Raw genomic sequence first — 26,362 nt, 5'->3', positions numbered from 1 at the left:
GGCATTTCGAGGCCAGCAGAGGCAAGGCACGAGCGGCCAAACAAAGTACTTGATTCTCGGAGCCAGAGCATTCGAGGCACAGGAAGTTAAAATTCACCACGGCTAAGCCTATCATTCCTTTTGCAATGAAAATGGCAATAAGCCGCAGGTCCACACGACGACGAGCTGCAAAAAAAATCGGCAATCCGCATGCGACCAGCCTTTTTCGTTCCTCAGCAAAATGAGTTTCTGCAAGAGCGCTTTGTAAGCTTCTGCATGTACAGAATGCGCGTCGCTGACCTTGATGGCTGGTGCAGAGTTGGGATGGAGCAACTTCCCGCTTGAATGGCCGCTTTGATCTTTCTTACGGGATGCTCTCGCGGATGCAGCGAACTTCGGCTTTCGTCCCTTCAAGTCGGAAAGCTGGAAGAACACCATACGCTCAAAGGTGGGCTATAAGGTGGATAGAAATACAGATACCCGCCTTAAGCGATTGAAAAATATTATAATATTATGGATATTTGGTGCCCAGGAGAGGACTCGAACCTCCACGTCCATACGGACACTAGCACCTGAAGCTAGCGCGTCTACCAATTCCGCCACCTGGGCAGGTGTCGTGGAGGGGCGTTTAAGCCTACTGGCGGAAGGCGTCAACCGGATTCGGGAAGTTTTTCGAAAGTTTTTTGACCACCGCTTTCAACCGTCTGTGCCGCGTTGCTTTTTCGTGGCTGCGCGGCGTTATTGCGCCTTGTTTGAAAGGGCATTGGGCGGTAGATCGGATCAGGACCCAATAGCAGGAGCCCTCAAATGTCCAAACTGGTCACGATTTATGGCGGATCCGGATTTGTCGGCCGGTATATTGCGCGACGTCTGGCGAATGAAGGCTGGCGCGTTCGGGTTGCGGTGCGCCGTCCGAACGAAGCGATGTTTGTTAGACCCTACGGTGCGGTGGGGCAGGTCGAACCTGTCCTGTGTAACATCCGCGATGACGCTTCGGTTGCTTTGGCGATGCGGGGGGCTGATGCGGTGGTGAACTGTGTTGGTGTGTTGAACGAGATTGGCCGGAATGAATTCGATACCGTTCAAACCGAAGGGGCTGAACGCATTGCGCGTCTAGCAGCCGCTGAAGGTGTAACCCGTATGGTCCATATCTCGGCCATTGGTGCTGATGCCGAGGCGGGGAGCGAATACTCTCGTACCAAAGCGCAGGGCGAGGCCGGTGTTCTGGCGCATATGCCGGGTGCAATGATCCTGCGCCCTTCGGTGATTTTCGGAACCGAGGATCAGTTCTTCAACCGTTTCGCTGCGATGACCCGGATGGGGCCATTTCTGCCGCTGGTCGGGGCCCAGACGCAATTTCAGCCGGTCTATGTGGATGATGTCGCTAAGGCTGCGGTGCAGGGCGTGCTGGGGCAGGCCAGCGGGGGTGTCTACGAACTGGGCGGACCCGAAGTGAAAACCTTCCGTGCGTTGATGCTGCAGATGCTGGATGTGATCAACCGCCACCGGATTATCCTTGGGATTCCCTTTTGGGTGGCCCGGATCATGGCGGGAATGCTGGACATAATGAAATTTGCGAGCTTTCAGTTGTTTCCGAACAATATCTTGACGCGTGATCAACTCAAGAATCTGCGTCACGACAATGTTGCTTCGGATAGCGCGCTTGGCTTTGCCGATCTGGGGATCGAGCCGGCGACGCTGGAATCGGTCCTGCCGGATTATCTGTGGAAGTTCCGCCCCTCGGGTCAGTATGATGACATACAGAACTCGGCCAGCAATATGCGGACCTGATCAGCTGTAGGCGATGACCAGAAGGATTGCGCCCACTACTACGCGGTAGATCACGTATGGCGTAAAGCTGACGCTGCGCAACAGGCGCATCATCAGCGACAAGGCAAGCAGCGCGGACAGAAACGCAAAGAAGGCAGCAACAGCACTGTCGAACGCCAGTTGGGCATTTGCCTGGCGGATGACCTCTGTGGACAGCAGCGCTCCGGATGCCAGAATCGTGGGTATGGACATCAACATCGCGATGCGTGCGCCGTCTTCGCGGCTGTATCCAAGCTGGCGCGCCCCGGTGATCGTGATCCCGGACCGGGATGTTCCGGGGATCAGTGCCAGAACTTGCCACAGGCCCATGATCATCGCATCGCGCAGGCCCCAGTCAGAGGTTTCTTTGCTTTGCGGCCCTTTCTGGTCCATCCAGTAGAGCAATATGCCGAACCCCAGCATCGTCCAGCCGATGACCGTCATTGAGCGCAGAGACTGGCTGAGCCCGGTTTTGAACAGGATCGCTCCGACAATGACGGTTGGGATCGTGGCCAGAATCAGCCCCAGGGCCAATCGGGCTTGTGGTGTATCGGTGCGCCCCAAAAGAGCCTGCGGCAGTCCGGAAATCGCCATTTTCACATCAGACCAGAAATACAGAATTACGGCGCCCAGAGTGCCCACATGCACAGCGACATCGATGGCCAACCCCTGATCGTCCATACCGGTCAGGCTGGGTAAAAGTATCAGATGACCCGAAGATGAGATCGGCAGAAATTCGGTAATTCCCTGAATGACTGCTGCAAGAATCAACTGAAAAAGACTCATTTACCTGCCCGTGCTGCCGTCACGTGTTCTTTGTGATCCCTGCGTATAAGCGCGGTAAGGAAAAGAAAAGGATGCAAATAGGTCCGAATCGGAACTAAAATCCTGTATTTCTCACTGGCCATCGGTGGAATCCCGCAAAGTTTTTGAAAAAAGGTCAGCACACTTGACTTTTAATCCCCCTACGCATCTTTTAAAGAGGCGCGACCAAGCCAATTCATGGAGTCTGACCCGTGGCCAAGCAACCGATGCTGAAATTTGTGCAGATCGACCGAGTAATGCCGGAAAAACGGGCCGCCGATGCCCGCACGGAAGACTTTGACGAAATCTATGCCGAATTCGCTGCTGCCAAAGCTGAAGAACAGGCCAGCCGCTGCAGCCAATGCGGTGTGCCTTATTGTCAGTCGCATTGCCCGCTGCACAACAACATTCCCGACTGGCTGAACCTGACCGCAACGGGCCGTCTGGAGGAGGCCTATCACACCAGTCAGGCCACCAACACCTTCCCCGAGATTTGTGGGCGCATCTGCCCACAGGACCGCCTGTGTGAAGGGAATTGCGTGATCGAACAATCCGGGCACGGCACTGTTACCATTGGCTCGATCGAGAAATATATCACCGACACAGCCTGGGAAAAGGGGTGGGTCAAGCCGGTCGTACCGGGTGCTGAGCGCCGCGAAAGCGTCGGCATCATCGGCGGCGGCCCTGGTGGACTGGCAGCGGCGGACATGCTGCGCCGTGCGGGTATTCAGGTCTCCGTGTATGATCGCCATGACCGGGCAGGCGGACTGCTGATGTATGGAATTCCGGGTTTTAAGCTGGAAAAAGACGTTGTTCAGCGCCGCAATGACCTGTTGGTTGATGGCGGGGTTGAGTTTGTTCTGAATTGCGACGTGGACGCCGCCAAATTCGCGGAAATCCGTTCCAAACATGATGCGATTATCATCGCAACCGGCGTTTACAAGTCGCGCGACCTGTCCATGCCTGGGAGCGGTTTGACGGGTATTGAAAAGGCCATCGACTTCCTGACAGCCTCGAACCGCAAAAGCTTTGGCGATGAGGTCGAAGATTTCGACAATGGCCGTTTGAATGCCGAAGGCAAAAAAGTTGTCGTGATCGGTGGCGGTGATACCGCGATGGATTGCGTGCGGACTTCGATCCGTCAGGGTGCGACCTCGGTCAAATGCCTGTATCGCCGCGACCGCGCGAACATGCCCGGATCGCAGCGCGAAACGCAGAATGCCGAGGAAGAAGGCGTCGTATTCGAATGGCTAAGCGCACCAAAGGGCTTTACCGGCGATGATCAGGTTTCCGGCGTTATGGTCCAGAAGATGCGTCTGGGTCAGCCCGATGCCACTGGTCGTCAGGCCCCCGAGTTGATCGAAGGCGCGGATTATGTCGAAGACGCTGATCTGGTGATCAAGGCGCTGGGGTTCGAGCCCGAAGACCTGCCCACCCTGTTTGGCCAGCCTGACCTGCCCGTGACCCGCTGGGGCACTGTAAAAGCAGCATTCGAGACCGGCGAGACCGAGATGGACGGGGTCTATGCCATCGGTGACATCGTGCGCGGTGCCTCGCTGGTGGTCTGGGCGATCCGCGATGGGCGCGACTGCGCCGACGCGATCCTTGACCGTTTCAACAACACGGCTGCGGTTGCAGCCGAATAAGCCCCGCGACAGGAGGGACAGAGATGCCCGAATTGCAAGGCCAATGTATGTGCGGCGCGGTCACAGTGACTGCCACCCCGGCGAAAGAGTCGTTGGGCGCGTGCCATTGCGACCAGTGTCGCCGCTGGACTAGCTCGATGCTGATAACGTTTCCCGCGCAAGAGGGGTATGCGGCCCTTGGGCCGGTTAAGACCTTTACGTCCTCGGACTGGGCGGAACGTGCATTTTGCGCCGATTGCGGATCGGCCCTGTGGTACCGGATTACGCTGCCGGGTGAAATGCAAGGGCATACCCAAATGGCAGCAGGCCTGTTCGACGACACGGACAATCCGCTGCAACTGGAACTTTATATCGACAAAAAGCCTGACGGGTACGCGTTCGCAGGCGAGCGTCGGCAGATGACCAAAGCTGAGGTCGAAGCCATGTACGGCCTGCCGGAAGAAGGAGACAGCCAATGACCAAATATGATGCCGATTGGGTACGGGCCGAAGAAGCCAAACGTCAGTTCATGGCCGAAAACGGTCTCTATTCCGAGAAAGAAGAGCATTCGTCCTGCGGTGTGGGTCTTGTGGTCTCAGTTGATGGCAAGCCGTCACGCAAGGTTGTGGATGCTGGCATCGCCGCGCTCAAGGCGATCTGGCACCGCGGCGCGGTAGATGCGGATGGCAAGACCGGCGACGGCGCGGGTATCCATGTGCAGATCCCGGTTCCTTTCTTCTATGACCAGATCCGTCGCACCGGGCACGAGCCCAAATTGGATCAGCTGATCGCGGTTGGTCAGGTCTTTCTGCCCCGCACCGATTTCGGTGCGCAGGAACAGTGCCGGACCATCGTGGAATCCGAAGTGCTGCGCATGGGTTATTATATCTATGGCTGGCGCCACGTTCCGGTTGATGTCACCTGCCTCGGCGAAAAGGCCAACGCGACCCGGCCCGAGATTGAGCAAATCCTGATCTCGAATTCCAAAGGCGTGGACGAAGAGACATTCGAGCGTGAGCTTTATGTCATCCGTCGCCGCATTGAAAAGGCTGCCGCAGCGGCCGGGATTTCCGGGCTGTATCTGGCTTCGCTGTCGTGTCGTTCGATCATCTACAAAGGCATGATGCTGGCCGAGCAGGTCGCGGTTTTCTACCCCGATCTGATGGATGAACGGTTCGAATCCGCCTTCGCCATCTATCACCAGCGCTATTCGACCAACACCTTCCCGCAATGGTGGCTCGCCCAGCCCTTCCGCATGTTGGCCCATAACGGTGAGATCAACACCCTCAGGGGCAACGTCAACTGGATGAAAAGCCATGAAATCCGCATGGCCAGCGGCACCTTTGGCGATTACGCCGAGGATATCAAACCGATCATCGCTGGTGGATCGTCGGATTCTGCCGCATTAGACTCTGTATTCGAAGTTCTTGTACGCGCAGGCCGCTCGGCCCCGATGGCGAAAACCATGCTGGTGCCCGAAAGCTGGTCCAAGCAGGCGGTGGAATTGCCGCAGGCCTGGCGCGACATGTATTCTTACTGCAACTCGGTGATGGAACCCTGGGATGGCCCTGCCGCGTTGGCCATGACCGATGGCCGCTGGGTCTGTGCCGGTCTTGACCGGAATGGATTGCGTCCGATGCGTTATGTGGTCACTGGAGATGGTCTTGTAATTGCAGGCTCCGAGGCCGGGATGGTCCCGATTGATGAGGCCAGCGTGACCGAAAAAGGCGCGTTGGGCCCGGGCCAAATGCTGGCCGTGGATATGAAAAAGGGCAAGCTGTATCGCGATACGCAGATCAAGAACAAGCTGGCCCGCGCACTGCCATTCGGCGATTGGGTCGGCAAGATTAACGATCTGGACGAGTCTCTGGCTGGAATCACCGAAGCACCGATCTATGCGGGCGAGGAGCTGCGCAAGCGTCAAATCGCCGCCGGATATTCGATCGAGGAACTGGAGCAGATTCTGGCGCCAATGGCCGAAGATGGCAAAGAGGCACTGGCTTCGATGGGGGATGACACGCCATCGGCTGTTCTGTCGAAACAGTACCGTCCGCTCAGCCATTTCTTCCGCCAGAACTTCAGCCAGGTGACCAACCCTCCCATCGACTCGTTGCGCGAATATCGTGTGATGTCGCTGAAAACCCGGTTCGGAAACCTGAAAAACGTGCTGGATGAAGACAGCAGCCAAACCGAAATTATCGTGCTGGAAAGCCCGTTTGTGGGCAATGCCCAATGGGAAGCACTGGCTGAAAACTTCAATGCTCCATTGGCAGAAATCGACTGTAGCTTTGAAGCCGGACAAGGGGCGCTGGGCGCAGCTTTGGCCCGTATTAGAGCCGAAGCCGAAGAGGCCGTGCGCTCGGGCGCGGGGCATTTGGTGTTGTCCGACATGAATTCGGGTCAGGGTCGCGTGGCGATGCCGATGATCCTGGCAACAAGCGCAGTGCATTCGCATCTGACCCGCAAAGGTCTGCGCACCTTCTGTTCGCTGAACGTGCGTTCGGCGGAATGCGTTGATCCGCATTACTTTGCCGTTCTGATCGGGTGTGGGGCCACTGTGGTCAACGCCTATCTGGCCGAAGATTCTCTGGCCGATCGTATTGATCGCGGATTGCTGGATGGCAGCCTGACCGAAAATGTCGCGCGGTACCGCGAGGCGATTGACCAAGGCCTGCTGAAAATCATGGCCAAGATGGGGATTTCGGTGATCTCATCCTATCGTGGCGGATTGAACTTTGAGGCCGTGGGCCTCAGCCGCGCCATGGTCGCCGAGTTTTTTCCTGGTATGACCAGCCGGATTTCCGGCATCGGTGTTACCGGCATTCAATCCAAGGCCGAAGAGATCCATGCCATGGGCTGGGAAAGCGGTCTGGATGTTCTGCCGATCGGTGGTTTCTATAAGGCCCGTAAATCAGGCGAGACCCATGCGTGGGAAGCGACCTCGATGCATATGCTGCAGATGGCCTGCAACAAGGCGTCTTACGAGCTGTGGAAGCAGTATTCGGCCAAGATGCAATCGAACCCGCCGATCCATCTGCGCGACCTGATGGATTTCAAACCGCTGAGCAAGCCGATCCCGATTGAAGAGGTGGAATCTATTACCTCGATCCGCAAACGGTTCGTGACGCCGGGCATGTCGCTGGGGGCGCTGTCGCCCGAGGCGCACAAGACGCTGAACGTTGCGATGAACCGGATCGGGGCGAAATCCGACAGCGGCGAGGGCGGCGAAGATCCGGCGCATTTCGTGCCGGAACCCAATGGTGACAACCCCTCGGCCAAGATCAAACAGGTGGCTTCGGGCCGGTTCGGTGTAACCGCCGAATACCTGAACCAGTGCGAAGAGCTGGAAATCAAGGTTGCCCAGGGTGCCAAACCCGGTGAGGGCGGGCAGTTGCCTGGCATGAAGGTCACCGACCTGATTGCGCGCCTGCGCCATTCGACCAAGGGTGTAACACTGATCTCACCGCCGCCGCACCACGATATCTATTCGATCGAGGATCTGGCGCAGTTGATCTATGATCTGAAACAGATCAACCCGCGCTGTAAGGTGACGGTCAAGCTGGTGGCGTCCTCGGGTGTTGGCACGATTGCTGCAGGTGTAGCCAAGGCAAAAGCGGACATTATCCTTATTTCGGGTCACAATGGCGGCACCGGCGCGTCGCCTGCGACATCCATCAAATATGCTGGTCTGCCGTGGGAGATGGGCCTGACCGAGGCGCATCAGGTTTTAGCGATGAACAACCTGCGGGATCGCGTGACCCTGCGAACCGATGGCGGCTTGCGTACCGGTCGTGACATCGTCATGGCCGCGATGATGGGGGCCGAAGAATACGGTATAGGCACCGCCGCCCTTATCGCGATGGGCTGTATCATGGTGCGTCAGTGCCAGTCCAACACTTGCCCAGTTGGCGTGTGTACTCAGGACGAAAGCCTGCGCGCCAAATTCACCGGTAACGCGGATAAGGTCGTCAACCTGATCACCTTCTACGCGCAAGAAGTGCGCGAGCTGCTGGCCAACCTGGGTGCGCGGTCGATTGACGACATCATCGGTCGGGCCGATCTGCTGGCGCAGGTCAGCCGCGGTTCGGCGCATCTGGATGATCTGGACCTCAACCCGCTGCTGATCACCGTCGATGGTGCCCATAACATCGTCTATAATCGCGACAGAGACCGGAACGCGGTGCCCGATACGCTGGACGCGGAAATTGTGCGCGATGCGGCCCGGTTCCTGAAAGACGGCGAGAAAATGCAGCTGTCTTACGCGGTGCAAAACACGCACCGAACCGTTGGGACGCGGGTTTCCAGCCATATCGTGCAAAATTTCGGGATGCGGAACACGTTCCAGTCGGATCACCTGCACGTGAAGCTGCAGGGCTCTGCCGGTCAGTCGCTGGGGGCGTTTGCAGCGCCGGGACTCAAGCTTGAAGTTTCAGGTGATGCCAATGACTATGTCGGCAAGGGCTTGTCTGGTGGTATGATTGTTGTGCGTCCACCGCAGGTCAGCCCGCTGAAGGCGGATGACAACACCATCATTGGGAACACGGTTCTGTATGGGGCCACGGACGGGTATCTGTTTGCAGCAGGCCGCGCCGGAGAACGGTTCGCGGTGCGCAATTCAGGCGCCAAGGTGGTGATCGAAGGCTGCGGCTCGAACGGGTGCGAATACATGACCGGCGGGGTCGCCGTGATCCTGGGCAGTATCGGCGCCAATTTCGGAGCGGGCATGACAGGCGGCATGGCTTATCTGTACGACCCCGACGGCAAGGCGCAGGCGCTGATGAATATGGAAACGCTGGTGACATGCCCCGTGACCATTGGCCATTGGGAAAATCAGCTGAAATCGCTGATCGAAACCCATCAGGCCGAAACCATTAGCCGCAAGGCTGCGGATATCCTGCAGCACTGGGAGGTCGAGAAGGCGAACTTTATCCAGGTCTGCCCGAAAGAGATGCTGAACAAGCTCAGCCATCCGTTGGCGGTCGAGGCAACAGCGGTTCCTGCAGAGTAATCTGAGGACTAATGAAAATGGCAACCCCGCGTGTCTTTTAAAACACGTGGGGTTTTCTTTTATTGGTCCTAGGTGGTCGTTTGCCTTGTCGAAACGGGCCCAATAAGCCTAGATTTCGTCACTTTTTGTTCGGAAGTTGCGGTTAGGCTGCTTTGCAGTCGTGCGAACGCGTAGGAGTCTGTTAGATGCCAACCACCTATCTTGATCAGTTTTATTCGTTTGACCCCGCGAATCCGCCGCCGGGCGGTACATCGGTAGTTGTTGATAAATTCAACCTCACCGATGTGGATGACGATGGCGAGATCGACGCGCCCAGTGGGGATACGGTAAACGGCCAGGATGTTACTTCGTCGTGGCCGGGTGATGTTGTTACGATTAACGTGACCGGCGTTGGCAATGTCACCTATACCGGCACGACCTTCTATCTTGCTGACGGAACCCGTGTCTTTACACCAACAGACGGGCAGGTTCTGCAACCCGGCACGTTTGTCTCATCAACCTTTGTCAACACGCAGGGACCGCTAGATGTTGGCAATCTTGGCCCGCCCTGTTTCACCCCCGGAACGCTGATTGAAACGCCTGATGGCCCGCGTCTTATCGAAGATCTGAAGCCCGGTGATATGGTCATCACATCGGACAACGGTGCGCAGCCGCTGCTTTGGGTGGGGCGGACCACGGTTGAGGCCGAAGGCAAGCTGGCGCCCATCCGGTTTGAGGCTGGCGTGCTGGGGCTGGAACAGCCTTTGATCGTGTCGCCACAGCACCGGATGCTGGTCTCGGACTGGCGGGCGCCGTATTTGTTCGGCCATTCCGAAGTGCTGATCGCAGCGCATAGCCTGGTCAACGGGGATTCTGTTACGCGTGTTGAGGGTGGTCAGATCGACTATATTCATCTTCTATTTTCGCGCCATGAGATCGTCATTGCAAATGGGGCCAAAAGCGAAAGTTATTACCCGGGGCACGCGCTCTCTCAGTCTGACGCCGAGACAAAGGCTGAAGTTCTGGCCCTGTTTCCCGAATTGCAGACCCGCGATGCGGTCCTGCCAGAAACCGCCCGTCCCGTGATACGCCCGCGCGAGGCGCGCGCTTTGGCGATTTAATCCGTTCCAAACATCGCCGCCGCGTCGTATAGCAACAATATGGCAAAGAAAGCAGCGCGCAAATCGAGCAGTAAGAAAAGCAAGGCGTCGAAGGCAAAGAACCAGACACAATCGCGGATTCGCCGCTGGGTGACCCGCGCGGTATTGGGTCTGGTTGCGTTTGTTGTGGCGCTTGTGGTGCTTTTTTCTGTGGTGAATCCCCCGGTAACCCATACGATCTGGTCTGAATGGCGGCGGCTGGGCAAGGTTCAGCGCGATTGGGTGCCGATTGAACAGATCTCGCCCGTCATGGCGCGATCCGTGGTGGCGGCAGAGGATGCCAATTTCTGCCTGCACTGGGGGTTTGATGTCGATGCCATTCGCGATGCTTTGGAGGAAGGCGGTACACGTGGCGCCTCAACCATCACGCAGCAAGTGGTGAAGAATGTGTTCCTGTGGCAGGGGCGCAGTTGGGTGCGTAAGGCGCTTGAGACATCTCTCACCCCCGTGGTCGAGATTTTCTGGAGCAAGCAGCGCATTCTCGAGGTCTATTTGAACGTGGCCGAGACTGGCGAAGGTGTGTTTGGCGTTGAGGCCGCAGCCCAGCGCAACTTCAATGTGACCGCGGCCCAGCTGTCGCCAGTTCAGGCCGCACGTATTGCCGCAATCCTGCCTTCTCCCAAAAACAGGTCCGTTCGGGATCCATCGGTCCGCACACGCAGACGGGCTGCCTCGATCCTCGATGGGGCGGCCACCATTCGCGCAGATGGTCGCGCGGATTGTTTCGAGGATTGAAACCCAAGGCCCTGCAAGGCTAAAGCTTGAGTGTATTCACTGGTTCGATTGGAAGCCCATGGCGCGTTTGTTTCATGTTCCCTTGTCCCCCTTCTGCCGTAAGGTGCGCCTGTCACTGGCGGAAAAGAAGATTGAGGTTGAGCTGGTCGAGGAGAAATACTGGGAGAAAGATCCCGATTTCCTGCGCCGCAACCCGGCCGGAAAAGTCCCGGTTCTGCGTCTGGACGGAAAGATCATGTCCGAAAGCAACGCGATTTGCGAATATATTGAGGAAACCCGCCCAGAACCTGCCCTGATGCCCAAAACGCCCGAGGCGCGATATGAAGTGCGCCGGTTGGTATCCTGGTTTGATGACAAGTTCCATCACGAGGTGACATCCAAACTGGTTTATGAGCGCGTGAACAAGAAAGTTACCGGTCAGGGCTATCCTGACAGCAAAAATGTCAAGCAAGGTGCCAAGGCCATCAAGTATCATCTGGATTACATGGCCTGGTTGCTGGATCACCGCCGTTGGCTGGCCGGGGATCAGATGACATTGGCCGATTTTGCGGCTGCGGCGCATCTATCGGCGCTGGACTATATCTCGGACGTAGATTGGAATCGGTCTCAGGCAGTTAAAGACTGGTATGCCAAGATCAAATCCCGACCTGCTTTCCGGTCGATTCTGGCGGATCAGGTTCCTGGGTTCAGGCCGCCCACCCATTACGCAGATCTGGATTTCTGATAGGGTCACGTAAGGGGGGCAGTCTGCCCCCAATCGCGCCTTGAGACGCGATTTCCCCCCAAAGGTATTTAGGGCCAGATGAAGAGCGGATCGGGTTTAAAGGGTAAGTTGGTGGCGCAGGCGCTGAGCGAGGGCTTTGTGTCGTGCCGTATTTGTCGCCCGTGGGATGTCCCCCTAGTGCCCGACCGGCTTGAGGCGTTCCTGCAGGCCGGATATCACGGGCAGATGGAATGGATGGCCGAACGGACCCATTGGCGGGGCGATCCGGCAGCGCTCTGGCCTGAGGCGAAATCGGTGATCATGTTGGCAGAAAGCTATGCGCCCGAACATGATCCAACCGAGATTCTGGACCACCCCGAGAAAGGGGCGATCTCAATCTATGCGCAGAACAAGGACTATCACGACCTGGTCAAGAAGCGGCTCAAAAGGTTAGCCCGCTGGTTGATAGCCGAGGCTGGTGGCGAGGTGAAGGTCTTTGTCGATACCGCCCCGGTTCCGGAAAAGGCCTTGGGTCATGCTGCGGGGTTGGGATGGCAGGGTAAGCACACCAATCTTGTAAGTCGCGATTGGGGAAATTGGGCCTTTATAGGGTCTGTTTTTACAACTCTGGACCTACCTTCGGATCAAGCAGAGGTGGATCACTGTGGATCCTGCCGAGCCTGTTTGGCCGCCTGTCCGACAGACGCCTTCCCGGCGCCTTATCAGTTGGACGCGCGGCGCTGCATTTCTTACCTGACAATCGAACACAAGGGTCCGGTTGATCAAGACCTGCGCGCGAAACTCGGCAATCGGATCTATGGTTGCGATGATTGCCTTGCCGCCTGCCCCTGGAACAAATTCGCAGTCACGGCCAGTGACATGCGCTATGCAGCGCGTGAGGATCTGAAGGCTCCTCGGCTGGCGGAATTGGCTGGCCTGGACGATCCGGAATTTCGAACGAAATTCTCGGGCTCTCCGATTAAGCGGATTGGACGGGACCGGTTTGTGCGAAATGTGCTGTACGCCATTGGCAACTCGGGCCTGCAGGGGTTGATACCGATTGCACAGGATTTGACAGAGGATCCGGATTCAGCCGTGGCAGATGCCGCGCGCTGGGCGGTCAAACAACTCTCCTAGGTGCCGCAAACAGGCTGGACGTGTCGGTGCAAACCGCTAAACCCAATCACAGCGAACAGGAAGGAGAACCCGATGGCGCTGGCTTTGGGGGTTGATACAGGCGGAACCTATACGGATGCGGTGCTGGTCCGGGATGAGACTGAGGTGATTGCTTCAGCCAAATCTCTGACAACACGAGCTGATCTGGCGATTGGCGTCGGCAAGGCGATTTCCGCGGTTCTGACGCAGGCTCAGGTGTCACCGGAACAGATCTCAATGGCGTCGCTGTCAACGACATTGGCCACGAATGCGCTGGTCGAAGGGCAGGGTGGCCGGGTTGCCCTTGTCTATATCGGGTTCAGGGAAGGAGATCTGGAAAAGCATGGTCTGCGGGATGCTTTGAAAGGGGATCCTGCTTTGGTTGTGGCGGGCGGTCACACGCATGCGGGAACAGAGGCCAGGCCATTGGATGTTCAGGCGGTTGAAGCCTTTTTAGACTCTAATTCTGGTATCTCAGGCTTCGCGGTGGCCGGTCAGTTTGCCACCAGAAACCCGGCGCATGAACTTGAGGTCGCCCGCATTATTACTGATCGGACGGGTGCGCCGGTGACATGTTCGCACCATCTGTCGGCCAAGTTGAATGGCCCAAAACGTGCAGTGACAGCGGTATTGAATGCACGGTTGATTGGCATGATCGACCGCTTGATCGGACGGGCACAGGATCAGCTTGTGACGCTAGGTATTTCAGCGCCAATGATGGTGGTTCGCGGCGACGGAGCGTTGATGAGCGCCGAACAGGCGCGGGATCGACCGATTGAAACGATTTTGAGCGGCCCTGCGGCCTCGATCGTCGGGGCGCGCTGGCTAACGGGAGCCGAGAACGCTCTGGTATCAGATATCGGAGGTACCACGACCGATGTCGCCTTGATCCGGGATGGCAAGCCCGCCATTGATCCCGAAGGTGCCAGGGTTGGCGGCTTTCGCACCATGGTGGAGGCCGTCGCAATGCGGACCCACGGGTTGGGCGGGGACAGTCAGGTACATGTTGTAACCGAAGGGCTGGGCGGCGGCATCTTCCTGGGACCGCGCCGTGTTTTGCCCGTATCTCTGATCGCGTCAGAAGCGCCCGACGAGGTTCACACGGCCTTGGATGCGCAGTTGCGGGCCCCAACTGTGGGTGAACATGACACCCGGTTCGCACGTCTGGTACCGGGTGTTCATGCCGAAGGTCTGGGGGCAAGGGAAACCGCCCTGGTGGATCGCTTGGGGCAGAAGGTCCTGCCGCTGTCTGATTTGCTTAAAACGCGGATGGAGGCAGGCGCACTTACTCGTTTGGTGGATCGTGGAATCGTTCAGGTATCCGGCGTGACACCTTCGGATGCCAGCCATGTTCTGGGCCGTTTGGATGCCTGGGACGCAGAGGCTGCACGCAAGGCGCTGGAACTGGTGGCGCGAAAACGGATTGGCACCGGTGATATGCTGGCTGCAACACCGGATCTGTTGGCGCAGATGATCGTTGATCAGTTGACCGAACAGACATCTTTGACCTTGTTAGAGACCGCTTTTTCAGAAGAAGCCGAGGATTTCGGCGTTCCGGCACCCGATCTGGCCCGGCATGTTTTGACGCGGAAAGGTCTGGCCGGGCATCGCGGTTTGGTGGCGCTGGACGCGGCACTGAATGTGGATGTGATCGGTCTTGGGGCGTCGGCCCCCAGCTATTACCCCGCAGTCGGGGAAAGATTGCGATGCCGCATGATTCTGCCGGAACACACGGGCGTGGCCAATGCGATTGGAGCTGTGGTTGGCAGGCTGACACTGCGCCGGGCCGGGACCGTCACCGCGCCATCCGAAGGGCGGTACAGGGTGCATCTTGAAGACGGGCCTCAGGACTTTAGCGATTCTGACGAGGCGATGGCGCTGCTGGAATCCATCCTGAGGGCTGAGGCGGAAGGAGAAGTGCGCGGAGCCGGTGCCGAGGATATCCGAGTGATCGTCGACCGTGATATCCGCACCGCCCGTATCGAAGCGCAGGAGGTCTTTGTTGAGGCAATGATCACCGTCGAGGCCAGTGGAAGGCCGCGGGTGGCGTCTGACTAGCTACTATAAGTAGCTCAGTCTGACTATGATTCCACAATAAGTAGTTCACAGCTCAAAATTTAGATTCGACTCGAAGCCGTGCTGTGGATAAAATAAAAGCGCCCGGGGATTCCCCGAGCGCTAGCCGCTGCTTTGCAACGGACCGTGTCGCTAAACACACAAGCAGATTCTCATGATCTGGTGTGATCGGTCAAGCGCAAAGCGGCATTCCTCAAGCTGTGCGGTTCTATGCCGCGCAAACAATAAGGTATGAACATGTACTTCGAATTGTATCGTGATCGGTCCAACGATTGGCGTTGGACACTCAAAGCTGCAAACCACCTTACGATTGCAGATTCCGGCGAAGGATACCGTAACAAGTCTGACGCCCTAAACGGGATCAATTTAGTGAAGGGTTCGGGAAGCGCACCGGTCTATGAGTAGAAAACTAGGCGGCGCATTGGTTTCGCGCCGCCTCTTTTACTCAGCCGCGTCGCGTTTGGGCAGAACCCAATCCGGGCGCGGGAAATGGCAGGTATAGCCGTTCGGGATGCGTTCAAGATAATCCTGATGCTCGGACTCGGCCTCCCAGAAATCGCCAACGGGTTCCAGCTCGGTCACGACTTTGCCGGGCCAGATACCACTGGCATTCACATCGGCAATGGTGTCCAGGGCGACCTGTTTCTGGGCGTCATCGACATAATAAATGGCCGAGCGATAGCTCATCCCCATGTCGTTCCCTTGCCGGTTCACCGTAGTCGGGTCATGGATCTGAAAGAAAAACTCAAGCAGATCGCGATAGGTGGTCACGGTAGGATCGTAAAAGATCTCGATCGCCTCGGCATGGGTGCCATGGTTGCGATAAGTGGCGTTGGGCACGTCTCCACCAGTATATCCGACGCGAGTGCGGAAAACGCCCGGGCGTTTGCGGATCAGATCCTGCATGCCCCAAAAGCAGCCCCCGGCAAGAACGGCGCGATGTTCGGTCATTCGATCTCCTCCACATGAATCAGGAATTCGCCATAGCCCTCGGCCTCCATCTGATCGCGATGGACGAACCGCAATGAGGCTGAGTTGATACAATATCGCAGCCCGCCATGTTCGCGCGGGCCGTCGGGAAATACATGCCCCAAATGGCTATCGCCATGTTTCGAGCGAACTTCGGTCCGGATCATACCCAGCGAGGCATCGTGAACCTCTTCAACATGCTCATGTACGATCGGCTTGGTGAAACTGGGCCAGCCGCAGCCGGATTCGTACTTGTGCGCCGAGGCGAACAAAGGCTCGCCCGAGACGATATCCACGTAGATGCCGGGTTCTTTGTTATTCAGCAGTTTGCCAGTTCCGGGCCGTTCGGTGCCGCTGTTTTGCGTGACGTGGTATTCCTCGGGCGACAATGCGGCGACGGCCTCAGGGGATTTGGTGTAACGGGTCATTGCTCCTCCGGACTTCTGGTGGTTCGCATATTAGATGGGCATTATTGGCGGAAAGCAAAGGGCGTTCTGCCGGGCTCGCGCAGTTGTGCAAGGTCAGACTGGTTTTCTGCCGGGTTGGCGAGACAGTTGCACCGTCAGAATGCCCAGTGTTGTGATAAGAACCCCGACCGCATCCAGCGGCCCCAGTTTTTCGCCCAACAAGATCGCGGCGATGGTGACACCAAAGACCGGGTTGAGAAAGTGAAACGTGGCCGCCCGGGTTGCGCCGATCCGATCCAGCAGCAGGAACCAGATGAACGTGGCCAGAAGGCCGGGAAACAGAGTTGTATAGGTGAAGGCCAGGACCAGCGGCACCGTCAAGTGGATATGAATCGTTTCGAATACCGGTGCTGCAACAAACAGAATGGCCGATCCGACCAGCATCTGTAAGCCAACCACCATCATGAAATTCCCGCCCGATGTCGCCCCTCGCACTGCGAGCGTGGCAAATGTCAGCGCAAGCGCTCCAATGCCACAAAGCATGACGCCGAACAGATCAACGCCGTCGCCGATCCGACTGCTCATGATCAGAGCAACACCGGCGAACCCGGCACACAGGCCGACAATTCCAACTGGCTGTAATCTGTCGCCCATGAACACCCAACTGGCCAAGGCTACCAGCAATGGCATGGTCGAGGCGATGATGGCGGCAACAGAGGCCTCGATTGTTTGCATCGCATAGAAGTTTAGGCCCAAATAAAGGGCATTTTGACATATCCCGAACAGGATGGTGGCATACCATTGTGACCGCGTCAGCCGCCAGCTTTGGCCCATCGCCCGAGCAATCACGACGCCAATCAAACCCGAGATCAGAAACCGCAGAGCCAGGGAAAACAACGGCGATGCGTCCGCCACGATGATCCGGGCCGAGGTGAAGGCCGAAGACCAGATAAACGCAAATGTCAGCCCCATGGCCATTGCGCGAAAATCCATCGCGACCCCCTGTTCAGATTTTCGCGCACTGTTGACCGAATAAGCGCGCGCCGCAAGCAGTGCTGTTTTTATTGATTGATCAGCCAATAAACTATAACAGCGTCATGAACTGACATTAATGGGAGGATTGTCGGTGCTATTGGAGTACATACTATCATTTGGCGTCTTGCTGGCGTTGGGCCTTGTTGCCTTCTTTGTGGTGAAGTGGTGGAATCTGCGGATCGTCGGCGTAACGCCGGTTCATCTGTTCACCTTCATCGCGATTCTGTTCACATCCGGGTTGGATGTCGGCCTGATCATGTTTCCGCTGACCGAATTCGGCGGCTATGCCGAAGACCCCGCCTATGCGTTTGCCAACCCACTGGCGATCGAATTCGGGTTCTGGGGCTTTCTGATCTGGGCGTTCTACTTTCTGACCGCGTTCTATTTCTGTGTCATCGAGCCGCGCGTGAAGTTCTTTGAAATCCCGCTGGTCAAGCTGATCAACAATGTGGTCATCATCGGCACCTGCGCTTTCACCGCCAGCCTGTTCCTGATCTACCTGCCCGGCTACCTGCCCGAGGTCGGAGACGGCGAGTCAGTGGTCACCACCTTCTATGTCATCGTGTTTGTCGTCATTCTGGCAGCGGCATATTCTTCGACCGACCTGAAATACGTGCGTATCCTGTCGGTGGGCTCGACATTTTTGTTCCTGGCACTGATCTTGGGCATGTGGGTTGCTGCGGGCATGGGCGTGAATGGCTTTGTGGAAACCGGAAGCAATGTTGGTGCCTATTTCACCAACCTGCACAAGTTTGTCCTGCCGCTGACAGATTATCACGCCTTCTACCTGTTCTGGTGGTTTGCCTGGTCGATCATGATCGGCCAGTTCACATCTCGCTTTGTAGGTGGGCTGAAGACCTGGCAGCTACTGGCTGCTCTGCTGATCTTTCCGTCGATACCCTTGGCGATCTGGTTCACCGTTCTCTACTATTACCACCTGAACGGCATCAGCACTGCAGGCATCACCAACATTGCGATGGTGATTGTGGGCGTGACCTTCGTGATCAACTCACTGGATTCGTTGATCAGGCTCTATACGGACAACCTGAACATGACAGTCGCCCGCTTTGGTAAAGCGATCTATGTGGCGGGCAATGTTGTGCTGCTGTTCGTCCTGACCTTGCTGTTCCAAAGCCAGTGGTTGCAGATCCAGTGGATCGGCGCAGTTGTTGTCGGCCTCTATCTGGCCTGTGTGGTTTATATCCTGATCACCAAGCGCAAAGAGGTGCTGAGCATCAATGGGATGCCCGAAGACCGTGATCTGGATTTCCACAAGGTCGAGACGGTTCACTGATCAACATCGAGAAGAAGCTAATACGGGCGCTGAGGCGCCCGTTTTTTTGGCCGGCACTGTGTAAGCAATGCGGAAAGAGTCAAAAAGGCCAAACAAAAGCGACACGTGTGAAATCACAAACTTGCAATATCTTTTACTTATGTTGGCTTAGTTCAATCTTCACTCACTGAAGAGCTATCTTGAGGCACGCTCTTCCTTGGAGTTGGTAACCTTAATGGTCCCTCAGGCGCGTTTTTCACCAATCGTGGCCACACCCAGAACAGACAGGACATTGGCCTCGATCTGTTCGGCATTCATACCGGCAACCGCATACATATCCGCCGGGTTTGCCTGATCAATGAAGATATCCGGAAACACCATCGAGCGGTATTTAAGGCCCTGATCAAACACACCCTCATCGGCCAGTAGCTGCGCCACATGGCTGCCGAAACCGCCAATCGCACCCTCTTCGATGGTGATCAGCGCCTCATGATCGGAGGCCAGATTCAGGATCAGGTCGCGGTCCAGCGGTTTGGCGAAACGTGCATCGGCTATGGTAGGGGTTATGCCGCGTGCGGATAGGGCCTCGGCGGCTTTTTGTACTTCGGCCAAGCGCGTACCGAAAGACAGCAATGCCACACGCGCGCCCTTCTGAATTATCCGGCCTTTGCCGATTTTAAGCACTTCACCACGCTCGGGCAGGTCCACGCCCACGCCTTCACCGCGGGGATAGCGGAAGGCGATCGGGCCTTCGTCGTGGGCGACGGCGGTGGCCACCATATGCATCAGCTCGGCCTCATCTGCGGCGGCCATCACGACCATGCCCGGCAGGTTGGCCAGATAGGCAATGTCAAACGATCCGGCATGGGTCGCCCCATCAGCGCCCACCAGACCAGCGCGGTCGATGGCAAATCGCACGGGCAGGCGCTGAATGGCCACATCATGTACGACCTGATCATAGCCGCGCTGCAGGAAGGTCGAATACATGGTGCAGAACGGCTTCATCCCGCCCGCAGCCAAAGCCGCCGAGAACGTCACACCATGCTGTTCCGCAATCGCTACATCGAAACAACGTGACGGGTAGCGTTCGGCAAACAGGTTCAACCCGGTTCCATCGGGCATGGCGGCGGTGACGGCGACGATCTTGTCGTCCCGCGCGGCTTCTTCCACCAGCGTCTTGCCAAAAACCGAAGTATAGGACGGTGCGTTTGACGGCGCCTTCTTTTGCTCACCCGTCACAACATCGAATTTCGCGGTCGCGTGACCCTTGTCACGGGCCTGCTCGGCGGGGGCATAGCCCTTGCCCTTTTTTGTCAGCACATGGATCAGGATCGGGCCGGTAGCCCGCGTCTTGACCGTGCGCAGCACCGGCAACAGCTGATCCATGTCGTGTCCGTCAATCGGGCCGAGATAGGAAAAGCCCAGTTCTTCGAATAAAGTACCGCCTACGGCCATGCCTTTGAGCATTTCCTTGGCGCGTTTGGCGCCTTCGCGGAACGGTTCCGGCAACAAGGACACTGCGCCCTTGGCGGCGGCCTTCAGATCGTGGAACGGTTCTTCGGCATAAATGCGCGACAGATAACTGGACAGGGCGCCAACCGGCGGTGCGATGCTCATCTCATTGTCGTTGAGGATAACGATCAGGCGCTTTTTCAGGTGGCCTGCGTTGTTCATCGCCTCAAAGGCCATGCCCGCCGACATAGATCCATCGCCGATCACGGCAATCGCATCGCCCAGACCTTCGGGCGTCACGCCACCCAGATCGCGCGCCACGGCAAAGCCAAGGGCCGCACTGATCGAGGTGCTGGAATGCGCCGCGCCAAACGGGTCGTAGGGGCTTTCGCTGCGCTTGGTGAACCCGCTCAACCCACCGGGTTGGCGCAGGGTACGGATCCGGTCGCGCCGCCCGGTCAGGATTTTATGCGGATAGCACTGGTGCCCGACATCCCAGATGATTTTGTCACGCGGCGTATCGAATACCGCATGCAGCGCGGTGGTCAGTTCCACCACGCCCAGACCCGCACCCAGATGCCCGCCGGTGACCGATACGGCCGAGATCGTCTCGGCCCGTAATTCCTGCGCCACCTGATGCAGCTGCGCGTCCGAAAACTGCCGCAGGTCGGCCGGGCGGTTCACAAGATCCAGCAGAGGAGTGTTCGGGCGGTCAGACATATGGCGCGTTCCTGGCTTAGCTGTCCCGGGCAATAACGAAGCGGGCGGCGTCCTTCAAGGTTTCAGCCGACGCGCCATAGCCTTCCAACGCGGCGCAGCCCTGTTCCACCAGCTCCGCGGCACGGGTTCTGGCGGCGTCGAGGCCCAGCAGAGACACAAACGTGGCCTTTCCCGCCTCGGCATCCTTCTGAAGGCGCTTGCCCGCAATTTCGGCGTTACCCTCTATATCCAAGATGTCATCTGCGATTTGAAAAGCAAGACCAAGGGATTGGGCATATTGGCGCAAGGGCGCAAGATCAGCTTGGGCCAGACGCGCGCCGGCGCATGCAGACCACTCGATCAGCGCTCCGGTTTTTCCTGCCTGCAAATGGGTGATTTCTTCCAGCGTCAGCGGAGAGTCTGCCGATTCCGCCGCGATATCCAGCGCCTGGCCCAGCACCATGCCCTGCGCTCCGCTTGCCTGCGCCAGAGACAAGGCCAATTCCGCGCGAATTTCGGCGGGGCCAATTTCGGGACGGGTGCAAAGTTCGAATGCCAGCGTCTGCAACGCGTCGCCTGCCAGAACCGCGATGCCCTCATCCCATTTCACATGAACTGTCGGGCGCCCGCGACGCAAATCGTCGTTATCCATGCAGGGCAGGTCATCATGCACCAGAGAATAGGCGTGCAATGCCTCGATCCCCGTGGCAGGCCAGATCGCACGCGCTGTATCCACATCATGCAGCCGCGCGCTTTCCAGCACCAAAAACCCGCGCAGACCTTTGCCGCCTTGCGTGGCATAGGCCATCGCCTGTGTCACATCCAGATCGTCCAGCGCGCCCAGAACCAGATCAAAATGGCCCTGAATCAGCGTTGCATCCTGCGCCAGTCTTTCGCGAAACATTTACTGACCTTCGACAACCGTCGTCCCGGTCGGTTGACCATCGGCGTCCAAGGTGATCGCGGCCACTTTTTCCTCGGCCCGCTTCAGTTCATCCTCGCAGCGTTTCTTCAGCGCTGCACCCCGTTCATACAAGGCGATGGACTGGTCCAGCGCCACATCGCCACGCTCCAGCTGGCCGACAACGGCCTCAAGCTCTTTCATCGCCTGTTCGAATGTCATCTGGTCAACGGGTGTATCTGTCATCGGGCTGCCTTCATCAACTCTTCCACATGGGCACGTGTGGCCTCGGCCAAGGCTTTCAGATCATACCCGCCTTCCAAAGTCGAGACGATACGTCCCGCGCAATGCTCATCGGCAATCTTGCACAATTCGGCAGTGATCCAGGCGAAATCTTCGGTGGCCCAGTTCAGATTGGCCAGCGGATCATCCTGATGGGCGTCAAACCCGGCAGAGATTATGATCAGCTCGGGTTTGAAGGCGCGCAGTCGCGGGAAAGCCAATGTTTCATAGGCGGCGCGCATCTTGGCGCCGCCGGTTCCGGGGGACAGTGGAATATTCAGGACGTTGTCAAAGGCGCCGGTCTCGTCGGCGCGGCCTGATCCCGGCCACAAGGGCATCTGTTGGCTGGTGATCACCAACGCGCGCGGCTCATCCCACAGCAAATCCTGCGTGCCATTGCCATGGTGTACATCGAAATCCACCACAGCGACGCGGCACAGACCGTGATGATCCAACGCGTGTTTCACCCCCAATGCGGCGTTGCCGAACAGGCAGAACCCCATGGCGGTTTCATTCTCGGCGTGATGGCCGGGAGGGCGAATGGCACAGAACGCATTTGGGGCTTCTCCGCCCAGCACTAAATCCACGGCTCTTACCACAGCCCCTGCAGCCCTATAGGCCGCATCTACAGATCCCGGCGACATGAATGTATCGCCGTCCACTTGCCGGAATCCCTCTGTCGGGCGACTTTTGCGGATGTCGCGAATATGGCTTTCGGGGTGAATACGCAGCAGGTCATCATCGGCTGCAAGCGGCGCGGTCACACGATCCAGGTCCAGCCTATCCAGCGCATGAAGGATATGTTCCAGTCGCGCGACTTGTTCCGGATGCCCCTCGGGTGTCACGTGCCCAAGACAATCCGCATGGGTCAAAAGGGCAGTTTTCATCACAATCCCCTGTTCATCTGGTCAAAATACCTTCGCCGAAGGCAAAGAACCGCCACGCAGCGGCTCAATCAATCCGGTGCCAGCATGTACCCGGCCCCGCGCACGGTCTGCAGGTACCGGGGTTGTTTCGGGTCTTGCTCGATCTTGCGTCTCAGCCGTGTGATCTGCACATCCACGGCACGCTCCTGCGCCTGACCCTTATCACGGCCCAGATCCTCGACCAGCTTGGCGCGACTGATAGGGGCGCCGGGTTGGGCCGAGAAGATCTTCATCAGCTGGCTTTCCGTTGCGGTTAGGCGGACCGTTTCTTCGCCCCGCCACATCTCACCGCGCTCAACATCATAGCGGATCGGGCCGAGATGCAGAATCTTGGTTGCGGCATCCTGTGCCGGGGTTTCCGGCATCCGGCGCAGGATCGCATTGATCCGCAACAAAAGCTCTTTGGGCTCGAACGGTTTGGCCAGATAATCATCGGCCCCCGCCTCAAGCCCGGCGATACGGTGTTCGGTTTCTCCCCGCGCCGTCAGCAACAGGATCGGGGTGGTGTGGGTCTCGCGCAGGGCTCTGGTCAGGCTGACACCATCTTCGCCGGGCATCATCACATCCAGAACGATCATGTCGAAATCCAGCCCCGACAGCACCCGACGTGCATGGGCCGCATCCCGCGCCGCGGTCACCAGAAACCCGTTTCGCATCAGGAATTTCTTGAGCAGATCGCGAATACGCTCGTCATCGTCAACGATCAACAGATGGGCGTCCATATCACTCATGAGGTCGTATCCCGCAATTTGGTATAGGCATGACGCATATCAGCATCCATCATTGCTTCAAGCACTTTGCGAAACCCAGACACCGCTTCTGGGCCTGCGTCCTTATAGGCCGCGCGCATCCGCACGCGCTGGGCCTCGGACAGCCTGGTTTCAAGCGCCCTCCCGGCTTCGGTCAGAAACAGGTGCCGTTCGCGCTTGTCCACTGTACCGACCCTGCTTTCGACCAACCCATCGTCAATCAATGTCCGAAGGACCCGGTTCAGAGACTGTTTCGTCACCCCAAGAATAGCAAGCAGGTTATTGACGGTCGTCCCCGGTGCGCGATTTATAAAGTGGATAGCACGGTGGTGTGCCCGCCCATAGGCCAGCTGTGTCAGAATGCGATCCGGGTCCGCCGTGAACCCGCGATAGGCGAAAAACATCGCCTCGATCCCCTGCCGCAGCTGTTCATCCGTAAGAAACAACAGGCTTTCTCCGCCAAAGGCCTGGGCGGGGCGGGTATCTGACATATTCTGCCTCATTCGTTACACAGGTCCGAGTTTATGTCAGCGTTGTTGACATTCCAAGAGCGGACAGGTATCGAATCGCAGTTTTTGCGCAACTTTATGTCCACTTCGGACCTATATTGCGCAATAATCGGAATATTCAACCCAGGCAGGGAGGTTTCGCATGGCGGGGTATGATGATCGTGACGGTGTCATCTGGATGGATGGAGAACTTGTGCCCTGGCGCGAGGCGAATGTCCACATTCTGAGCCATGCGATGCACTATGCGTCTTCGGTCTTTGAGGGCGAGCGGGCCTATAACGGCAAAATTTTCAAAAGTCGGGAGCATTCTGAACGGCTGGTCGCCTCGGCCGAGGCGCTGGACATGCCGATGCCCTATACGATCGACCAGATCGAAGCGGCAAAGGAAGACGCGCTGAAGGCAAGTGGCTTGCAGGACGCCTATGTCCGTGCGCTGGTCTGGCGTGGTTCGGGTGAGGATATGGGCGTGGCCTCGGCCAAGAACCCGGTCCGCATGGCCGTAGCGGTCTGGCCCTGGGGTGCCTATTATGGCGACGCCAAGATGCAGGGCGCCAAGCTGGATATCGCGGAATGGAAGCGGCCCAGCCCTGAAACCATCCCGGTCCATGCCAAGGCGGCCGGGCTGTACATGATATGCACCATTTCCAAGCATAAGGCCGAGGCCAAGGGCTGCTCGGATGCGCTGTTCATGGACTGGCGCGGTTATGTTGCCGAGGCGACCGGGGCGAACGTCTTCTTTGTGAAGGACGGCGAAGTTCATACCCCGTTGGCCGATTGCTTTTTGAACGGGATCACCCGCCAGACAGTGATCCAGATGCTAAAAGATAAAGGCATCACGGTGCATGAGCGCCGCATCAAACCCGAAGAGATGGCCGATTTTGAACAATGCTGGCTGACCGGTACTGCGGCCGAGGTCACGCCTGTGGGCCAGATCGGCGACTATACGTTCGAGGTCGGTGACCTCACCCGCGAAATCGCCGCAGATTATGAGGCGCTGGTCCGCGCCTGATCGCAGATTTGAGACAGATAGAGCCCCCGCGATTTCGCGGGGGTTTTTCTTTGCCGTTCATTCGCAATTCATTGCAGATCGTACAGGTAACTGGACGAATGCGTGGCGGGGTGTAGGTTACGGTAATGTTAGACCTTCTCAGCGATATCCTCACCCGTCTGTCCTTGCGCGGGACGTTTTACTTCCGCACTTCTTTTACGCCTCCGTTCGGAATTCAGGTTCCAGCCTTTGAAAACGTCGCCCGGTTTCATTTTGTTCAACGGGGTGAGCTTCATGTTTTCGTCTCTAATACAGGGGAAACTCTGCGTTTGAAGCAGGGTGATCTGATCCTGATTCCCCATGGTACGGCCCATGCGTTGCTGTGCAACGAAGTCAAGCCGTTGGACGCTTTGCCTCTGGAGCAGGTGCTGGAAGATGCGGGTTACACGGGGGATGGGGTTTTGATCTATGGCGGAGAGGACAAAGGTCGTGACACGCAACTGATCTGCGGCCACTTCTCGTTCACCGGCCCTCCGGGTCGACAAGGTACCGGGCATATGTTGCTGGATCGGTTGCCTCCTTACATCCTGATCGAGAATTACGGTGAAGAGGCTGGGGCCTGGTTCGAGTCCACCCTGCGCATGATTGGATCCGAGGTCAGCGGCGCGCGTATCGGTGGCGACCTGATCGCGTTGAAACTGTCCGAAGTGCTGTTTGCGCAGGCCATCCGTGCTTATCTTGAACATCAAAGCCCAAGTGACTCGGCCCTGGCAGGATTTGCAGATCCGCGAATTTCACGCGCGCTGACCGCGTTTCACCGCGCACCAGCGGTAGAATGGAGCGTTGAGACCCTGGCCCGAGAGGCCGCTATGTCCCGCACGGCCTTTGCCCAGCTCTTTGCTGAAAAGATGGGGGCCACGCCCATGCAATACCTCACCGATTGGCGGATGCAGATCGCCTGTCAGGGATTGGTCGAAAGCCGCTGGAACGTTTCCGATGCGGCGGCCGAGGTGGGGTATGCCTCTGAGGCCGCGTTTTCCCGCGTGTTCAAGAAACAGATCGGTCTGTCACCGGCGGCTTATCGAGCCATGCATTGATCCTCCATCATTCTGAACGATCTGCAAGGTTTCATGGACGAT

The 26,362-nt window shown here is 57.6% G+C and carries 23 protein-coding genes and 1 tRNA gene; 13 read left to right on the top strand and 11 right to left on the bottom strand.

What is annotated here, in order from left to right:
• Positions 1 to 501: 501 nt before the first annotated feature.
• A tRNA-Leu gene (locus tag AC2FLE_RS20250) sits at positions 502 to 588 on the bottom strand.
• 198 nt (positions 589 to 786) lie between these two features.
• Between AC2FLE_RS20250 and AC2FLE_RS20245 the strand changes: the two genes are divergently transcribed.
• On the top strand, positions 787 to 1,770 hold the full coding sequence (locus AC2FLE_RS20245) for a complex I NDUFA9 subunit family protein (RefSeq protein WP_496699306.1): 984 nt from the start codon (positions 787 to 789) through the stop codon (positions 1,768 to 1,770).
• Here the strand turns inward: AC2FLE_RS20245 and AC2FLE_RS20240 are convergent, their stop codons facing one another.
• Entirely contained in the window at positions 1,771 to 2,574 is an 804-nt protein-coding gene (locus AC2FLE_RS20240) for an undecaprenyl-diphosphate phosphatase (protein ID WP_142640289.1), read from the bottom strand.
• Between the two features lie 230 nt (positions 2,575 to 2,804).
• On the opposite strand from AC2FLE_RS20240, the gene AC2FLE_RS20235 reads away from it, so the two are divergent.
• The 9 genes from AC2FLE_RS20235 (at position 2,805) to AC2FLE_RS20195 (ending at position 15,438) form a co-directional block, all read left to right on the top strand.
• Entirely contained in the window at positions 2,805 to 4,238 is a 1,434-nt protein-coding gene (locus tag AC2FLE_RS20235) for an NAD(P)-dependent oxidoreductase (RefSeq protein WP_496699305.1), read from the top strand.
• Positions 4,239 to 4,261: 23 nt separating this feature from the next.
• A complete protein-coding gene (locus AC2FLE_RS20230) occupies positions 4,262 to 4,696 on the top strand; it encodes a GFA family protein (RefSeq protein WP_496699303.1) in 435 nt (144 codons plus the stop codon).
• Positions 4,693 to 9,225: a glutamate synthase large subunit gene (gene gltB, locus AC2FLE_RS20225; protein WP_496699302.1), complete on the top strand. Its 4,533-nt coding sequence runs from the start codon at positions 4,693 to 4,695 to the stop codon at positions 9,223 to 9,225. Before AC2FLE_RS20230 ends, gltB begins: the two co-directional genes overlap by 4 nt.
• Positions 9,226 to 9,410: 185 nt before the next feature.
• Positions 9,411 to 10,325, top strand: a complete 915-nt coding sequence (locus AC2FLE_RS20220; RefSeq protein WP_496699300.1) for a Hint domain-containing protein — start codon at positions 9,411 to 9,413, stop codon at positions 10,323 to 10,325.
• A gap of 39 nt (positions 10,326 to 10,364) precedes the next feature.
• Positions 10,365 to 11,099 (top strand): monofunctional biosynthetic peptidoglycan transglycosylase, encoded by a 735-nt coding sequence (mtgA, locus tag AC2FLE_RS20215; RefSeq protein WP_142640279.1) that lies wholly within the window; start codon positions 10,365 to 10,367, stop codon positions 11,097 to 11,099.
• A 58-nt stretch (positions 11,100 to 11,157) separates the two neighbouring features.
• Positions 11,158 to 11,823 (top strand): FtsZ-binding protein FzlA, encoded by a 666-nt coding sequence (fzlA, locus tag AC2FLE_RS20210; RefSeq protein ID WP_496699298.1) that lies wholly within the window; start codon positions 11,158 to 11,160, stop codon positions 11,821 to 11,823.
• A gap of 78 nt (positions 11,824 to 11,901) precedes the next feature.
• Positions 11,902 to 12,939, top strand: a complete 1,038-nt coding sequence (gene queG, locus AC2FLE_RS20205) for a tRNA epoxyqueuosine(34) reductase QueG (RefSeq protein WP_496699297.1) — start codon at positions 11,902 to 11,904, stop codon at positions 12,937 to 12,939.
• Between the two features lie 72 nt (positions 12,940 to 13,011).
• Positions 13,012 to 15,015: a hydantoinase/oxoprolinase N-terminal domain-containing protein gene (locus tag AC2FLE_RS20200; RefSeq protein ID WP_496699295.1), complete on the top strand. Its 2,004-nt coding sequence runs from the start codon at positions 13,012 to 13,014 to the stop codon at positions 15,013 to 15,015.
• Positions 15,016 to 15,264: 249 nt separating this feature from the next.
• Entirely contained in the window at positions 15,265 to 15,438 is a 174-nt protein-coding gene (locus tag AC2FLE_RS20195; protein WP_496699293.1) for a YegP family protein, read from the top strand.
• Between the two features lie 36 nt (positions 15,439 to 15,474).
• Here the strand turns inward: AC2FLE_RS20195 and msrA are convergent, their stop codons facing one another.
• The 3 genes from msrA to AC2FLE_RS20180 form a co-directional block, all read right to left on the bottom strand.
• Positions 15,475 to 15,984 (bottom strand): peptide-methionine (S)-S-oxide reductase MsrA, encoded by a 510-nt coding sequence (gene msrA, locus AC2FLE_RS20190; RefSeq protein ID WP_282027634.1) that lies wholly within the window; start codon positions 15,982 to 15,984, stop codon positions 15,475 to 15,477.
• A complete protein-coding gene (gene msrB / locus AC2FLE_RS20185) occupies positions 15,981 to 16,430 on the bottom strand; it encodes a peptide-methionine (R)-S-oxide reductase MsrB (protein WP_496699291.1) in 450 nt (149 codons plus the stop codon). The genes msrA and msrB overlap by 4 nt, the downstream gene beginning before the upstream one ends.
• A 93-nt stretch (positions 16,431 to 16,523) precedes the next feature.
• Positions 16,524 to 17,402: a DMT family transporter gene (locus AC2FLE_RS20180; RefSeq protein ID WP_496699289.1), complete on the bottom strand. Its 879-nt coding sequence runs from the start codon at positions 17,400 to 17,402 to the stop codon at positions 16,524 to 16,526.
• Between the two features lie 139 nt (positions 17,403 to 17,541).
• Between AC2FLE_RS20180 and AC2FLE_RS20175 the strand changes: the two genes are divergently transcribed.
• Positions 17,542 to 18,738, top strand: coding sequence for a BCCT family transporter (locus AC2FLE_RS20175; RefSeq protein ID WP_496699288.1), 1,197 nt, complete (start codon positions 17,542 to 17,544; stop codon positions 18,736 to 18,738).
• Positions 18,739 to 18,960: 222 nt separating this feature from the next.
• On the opposite strand, the gene dxs is transcribed toward AC2FLE_RS20175, so the two are convergent.
• The 6 genes from dxs to AC2FLE_RS20145 all read right to left on the bottom strand — a co-directional run bounded on the left by dxs (position 18,961) and on the right by AC2FLE_RS20145 (position 24,217).
• Positions 18,961 to 20,889, bottom strand: a complete 1,929-nt coding sequence (gene dxs / locus AC2FLE_RS20170; RefSeq protein WP_496699286.1) for a 1-deoxy-D-xylulose-5-phosphate synthase — start codon at positions 20,887 to 20,889, stop codon at positions 18,961 to 18,963.
• 16 nt (positions 20,890 to 20,905) lie between these two features.
• Positions 20,906 to 21,772 (bottom strand): polyprenyl synthetase family protein, encoded by an 867-nt coding sequence (locus AC2FLE_RS20165; protein WP_496692644.1) that lies wholly within the window; start codon positions 21,770 to 21,772, stop codon positions 20,906 to 20,908.
• Entirely contained in the window at positions 21,773 to 22,015 is a 243-nt protein-coding gene (locus AC2FLE_RS20160; protein WP_142640258.1) for an exodeoxyribonuclease VII small subunit, read from the bottom strand.
• Positions 22,012 to 22,938, bottom strand: coding sequence for a histone deacetylase family protein (locus AC2FLE_RS20155; RefSeq protein ID WP_496699283.1), 927 nt, complete (start codon positions 22,936 to 22,938; stop codon positions 22,012 to 22,014). The genes AC2FLE_RS20160 and AC2FLE_RS20155 overlap by 4 nt, the downstream gene beginning before the upstream one ends.
• A 68-nt stretch (positions 22,939 to 23,006) precedes the next feature.
• Positions 23,007 to 23,708 (bottom strand): response regulator, encoded by a 702-nt coding sequence (locus AC2FLE_RS20150; protein ID WP_142640254.1) that lies wholly within the window; start codon positions 23,706 to 23,708, stop codon positions 23,007 to 23,009.
• A complete protein-coding gene (locus AC2FLE_RS20145) occupies positions 23,705 to 24,217 on the bottom strand; it encodes a MarR family winged helix-turn-helix transcriptional regulator (RefSeq protein ID WP_142640252.1) in 513 nt (170 codons plus the stop codon). Before AC2FLE_RS20145 ends, AC2FLE_RS20150 begins: the two co-directional genes overlap by 4 nt.
• Before the next feature lie 160 nt (positions 24,218 to 24,377).
• Between AC2FLE_RS20145 and AC2FLE_RS20140 the strand changes: the two genes are divergently transcribed.
• Positions 24,378 to 25,244 carry a branched-chain amino acid aminotransferase gene (locus tag AC2FLE_RS20140; RefSeq protein ID WP_496692646.1) on the top strand — a complete coding sequence of 289 codons (867 nt, stop codon included), beginning with the start codon at positions 24,378 to 24,380 and terminating at the stop codon, positions 25,242 to 25,244.
• 125 nt (positions 25,245 to 25,369) lie between these two features.
• A complete protein-coding gene (locus tag AC2FLE_RS20135) occupies positions 25,370 to 26,320 on the top strand; it encodes an AraC family transcriptional regulator (protein ID WP_496699282.1) in 951 nt (316 codons plus the stop codon).
• Positions 26,321 to 26,362 lie beyond the last annotated feature (42 nt).

This window comes from Ruegeria sp. CDSA077, from assembly GCF_059612265.1.
The sequence above is the reverse complement of the archived record's forward strand: the minus strand, read 5'-3'. Positions and strand labels throughout refer to the sequence as shown.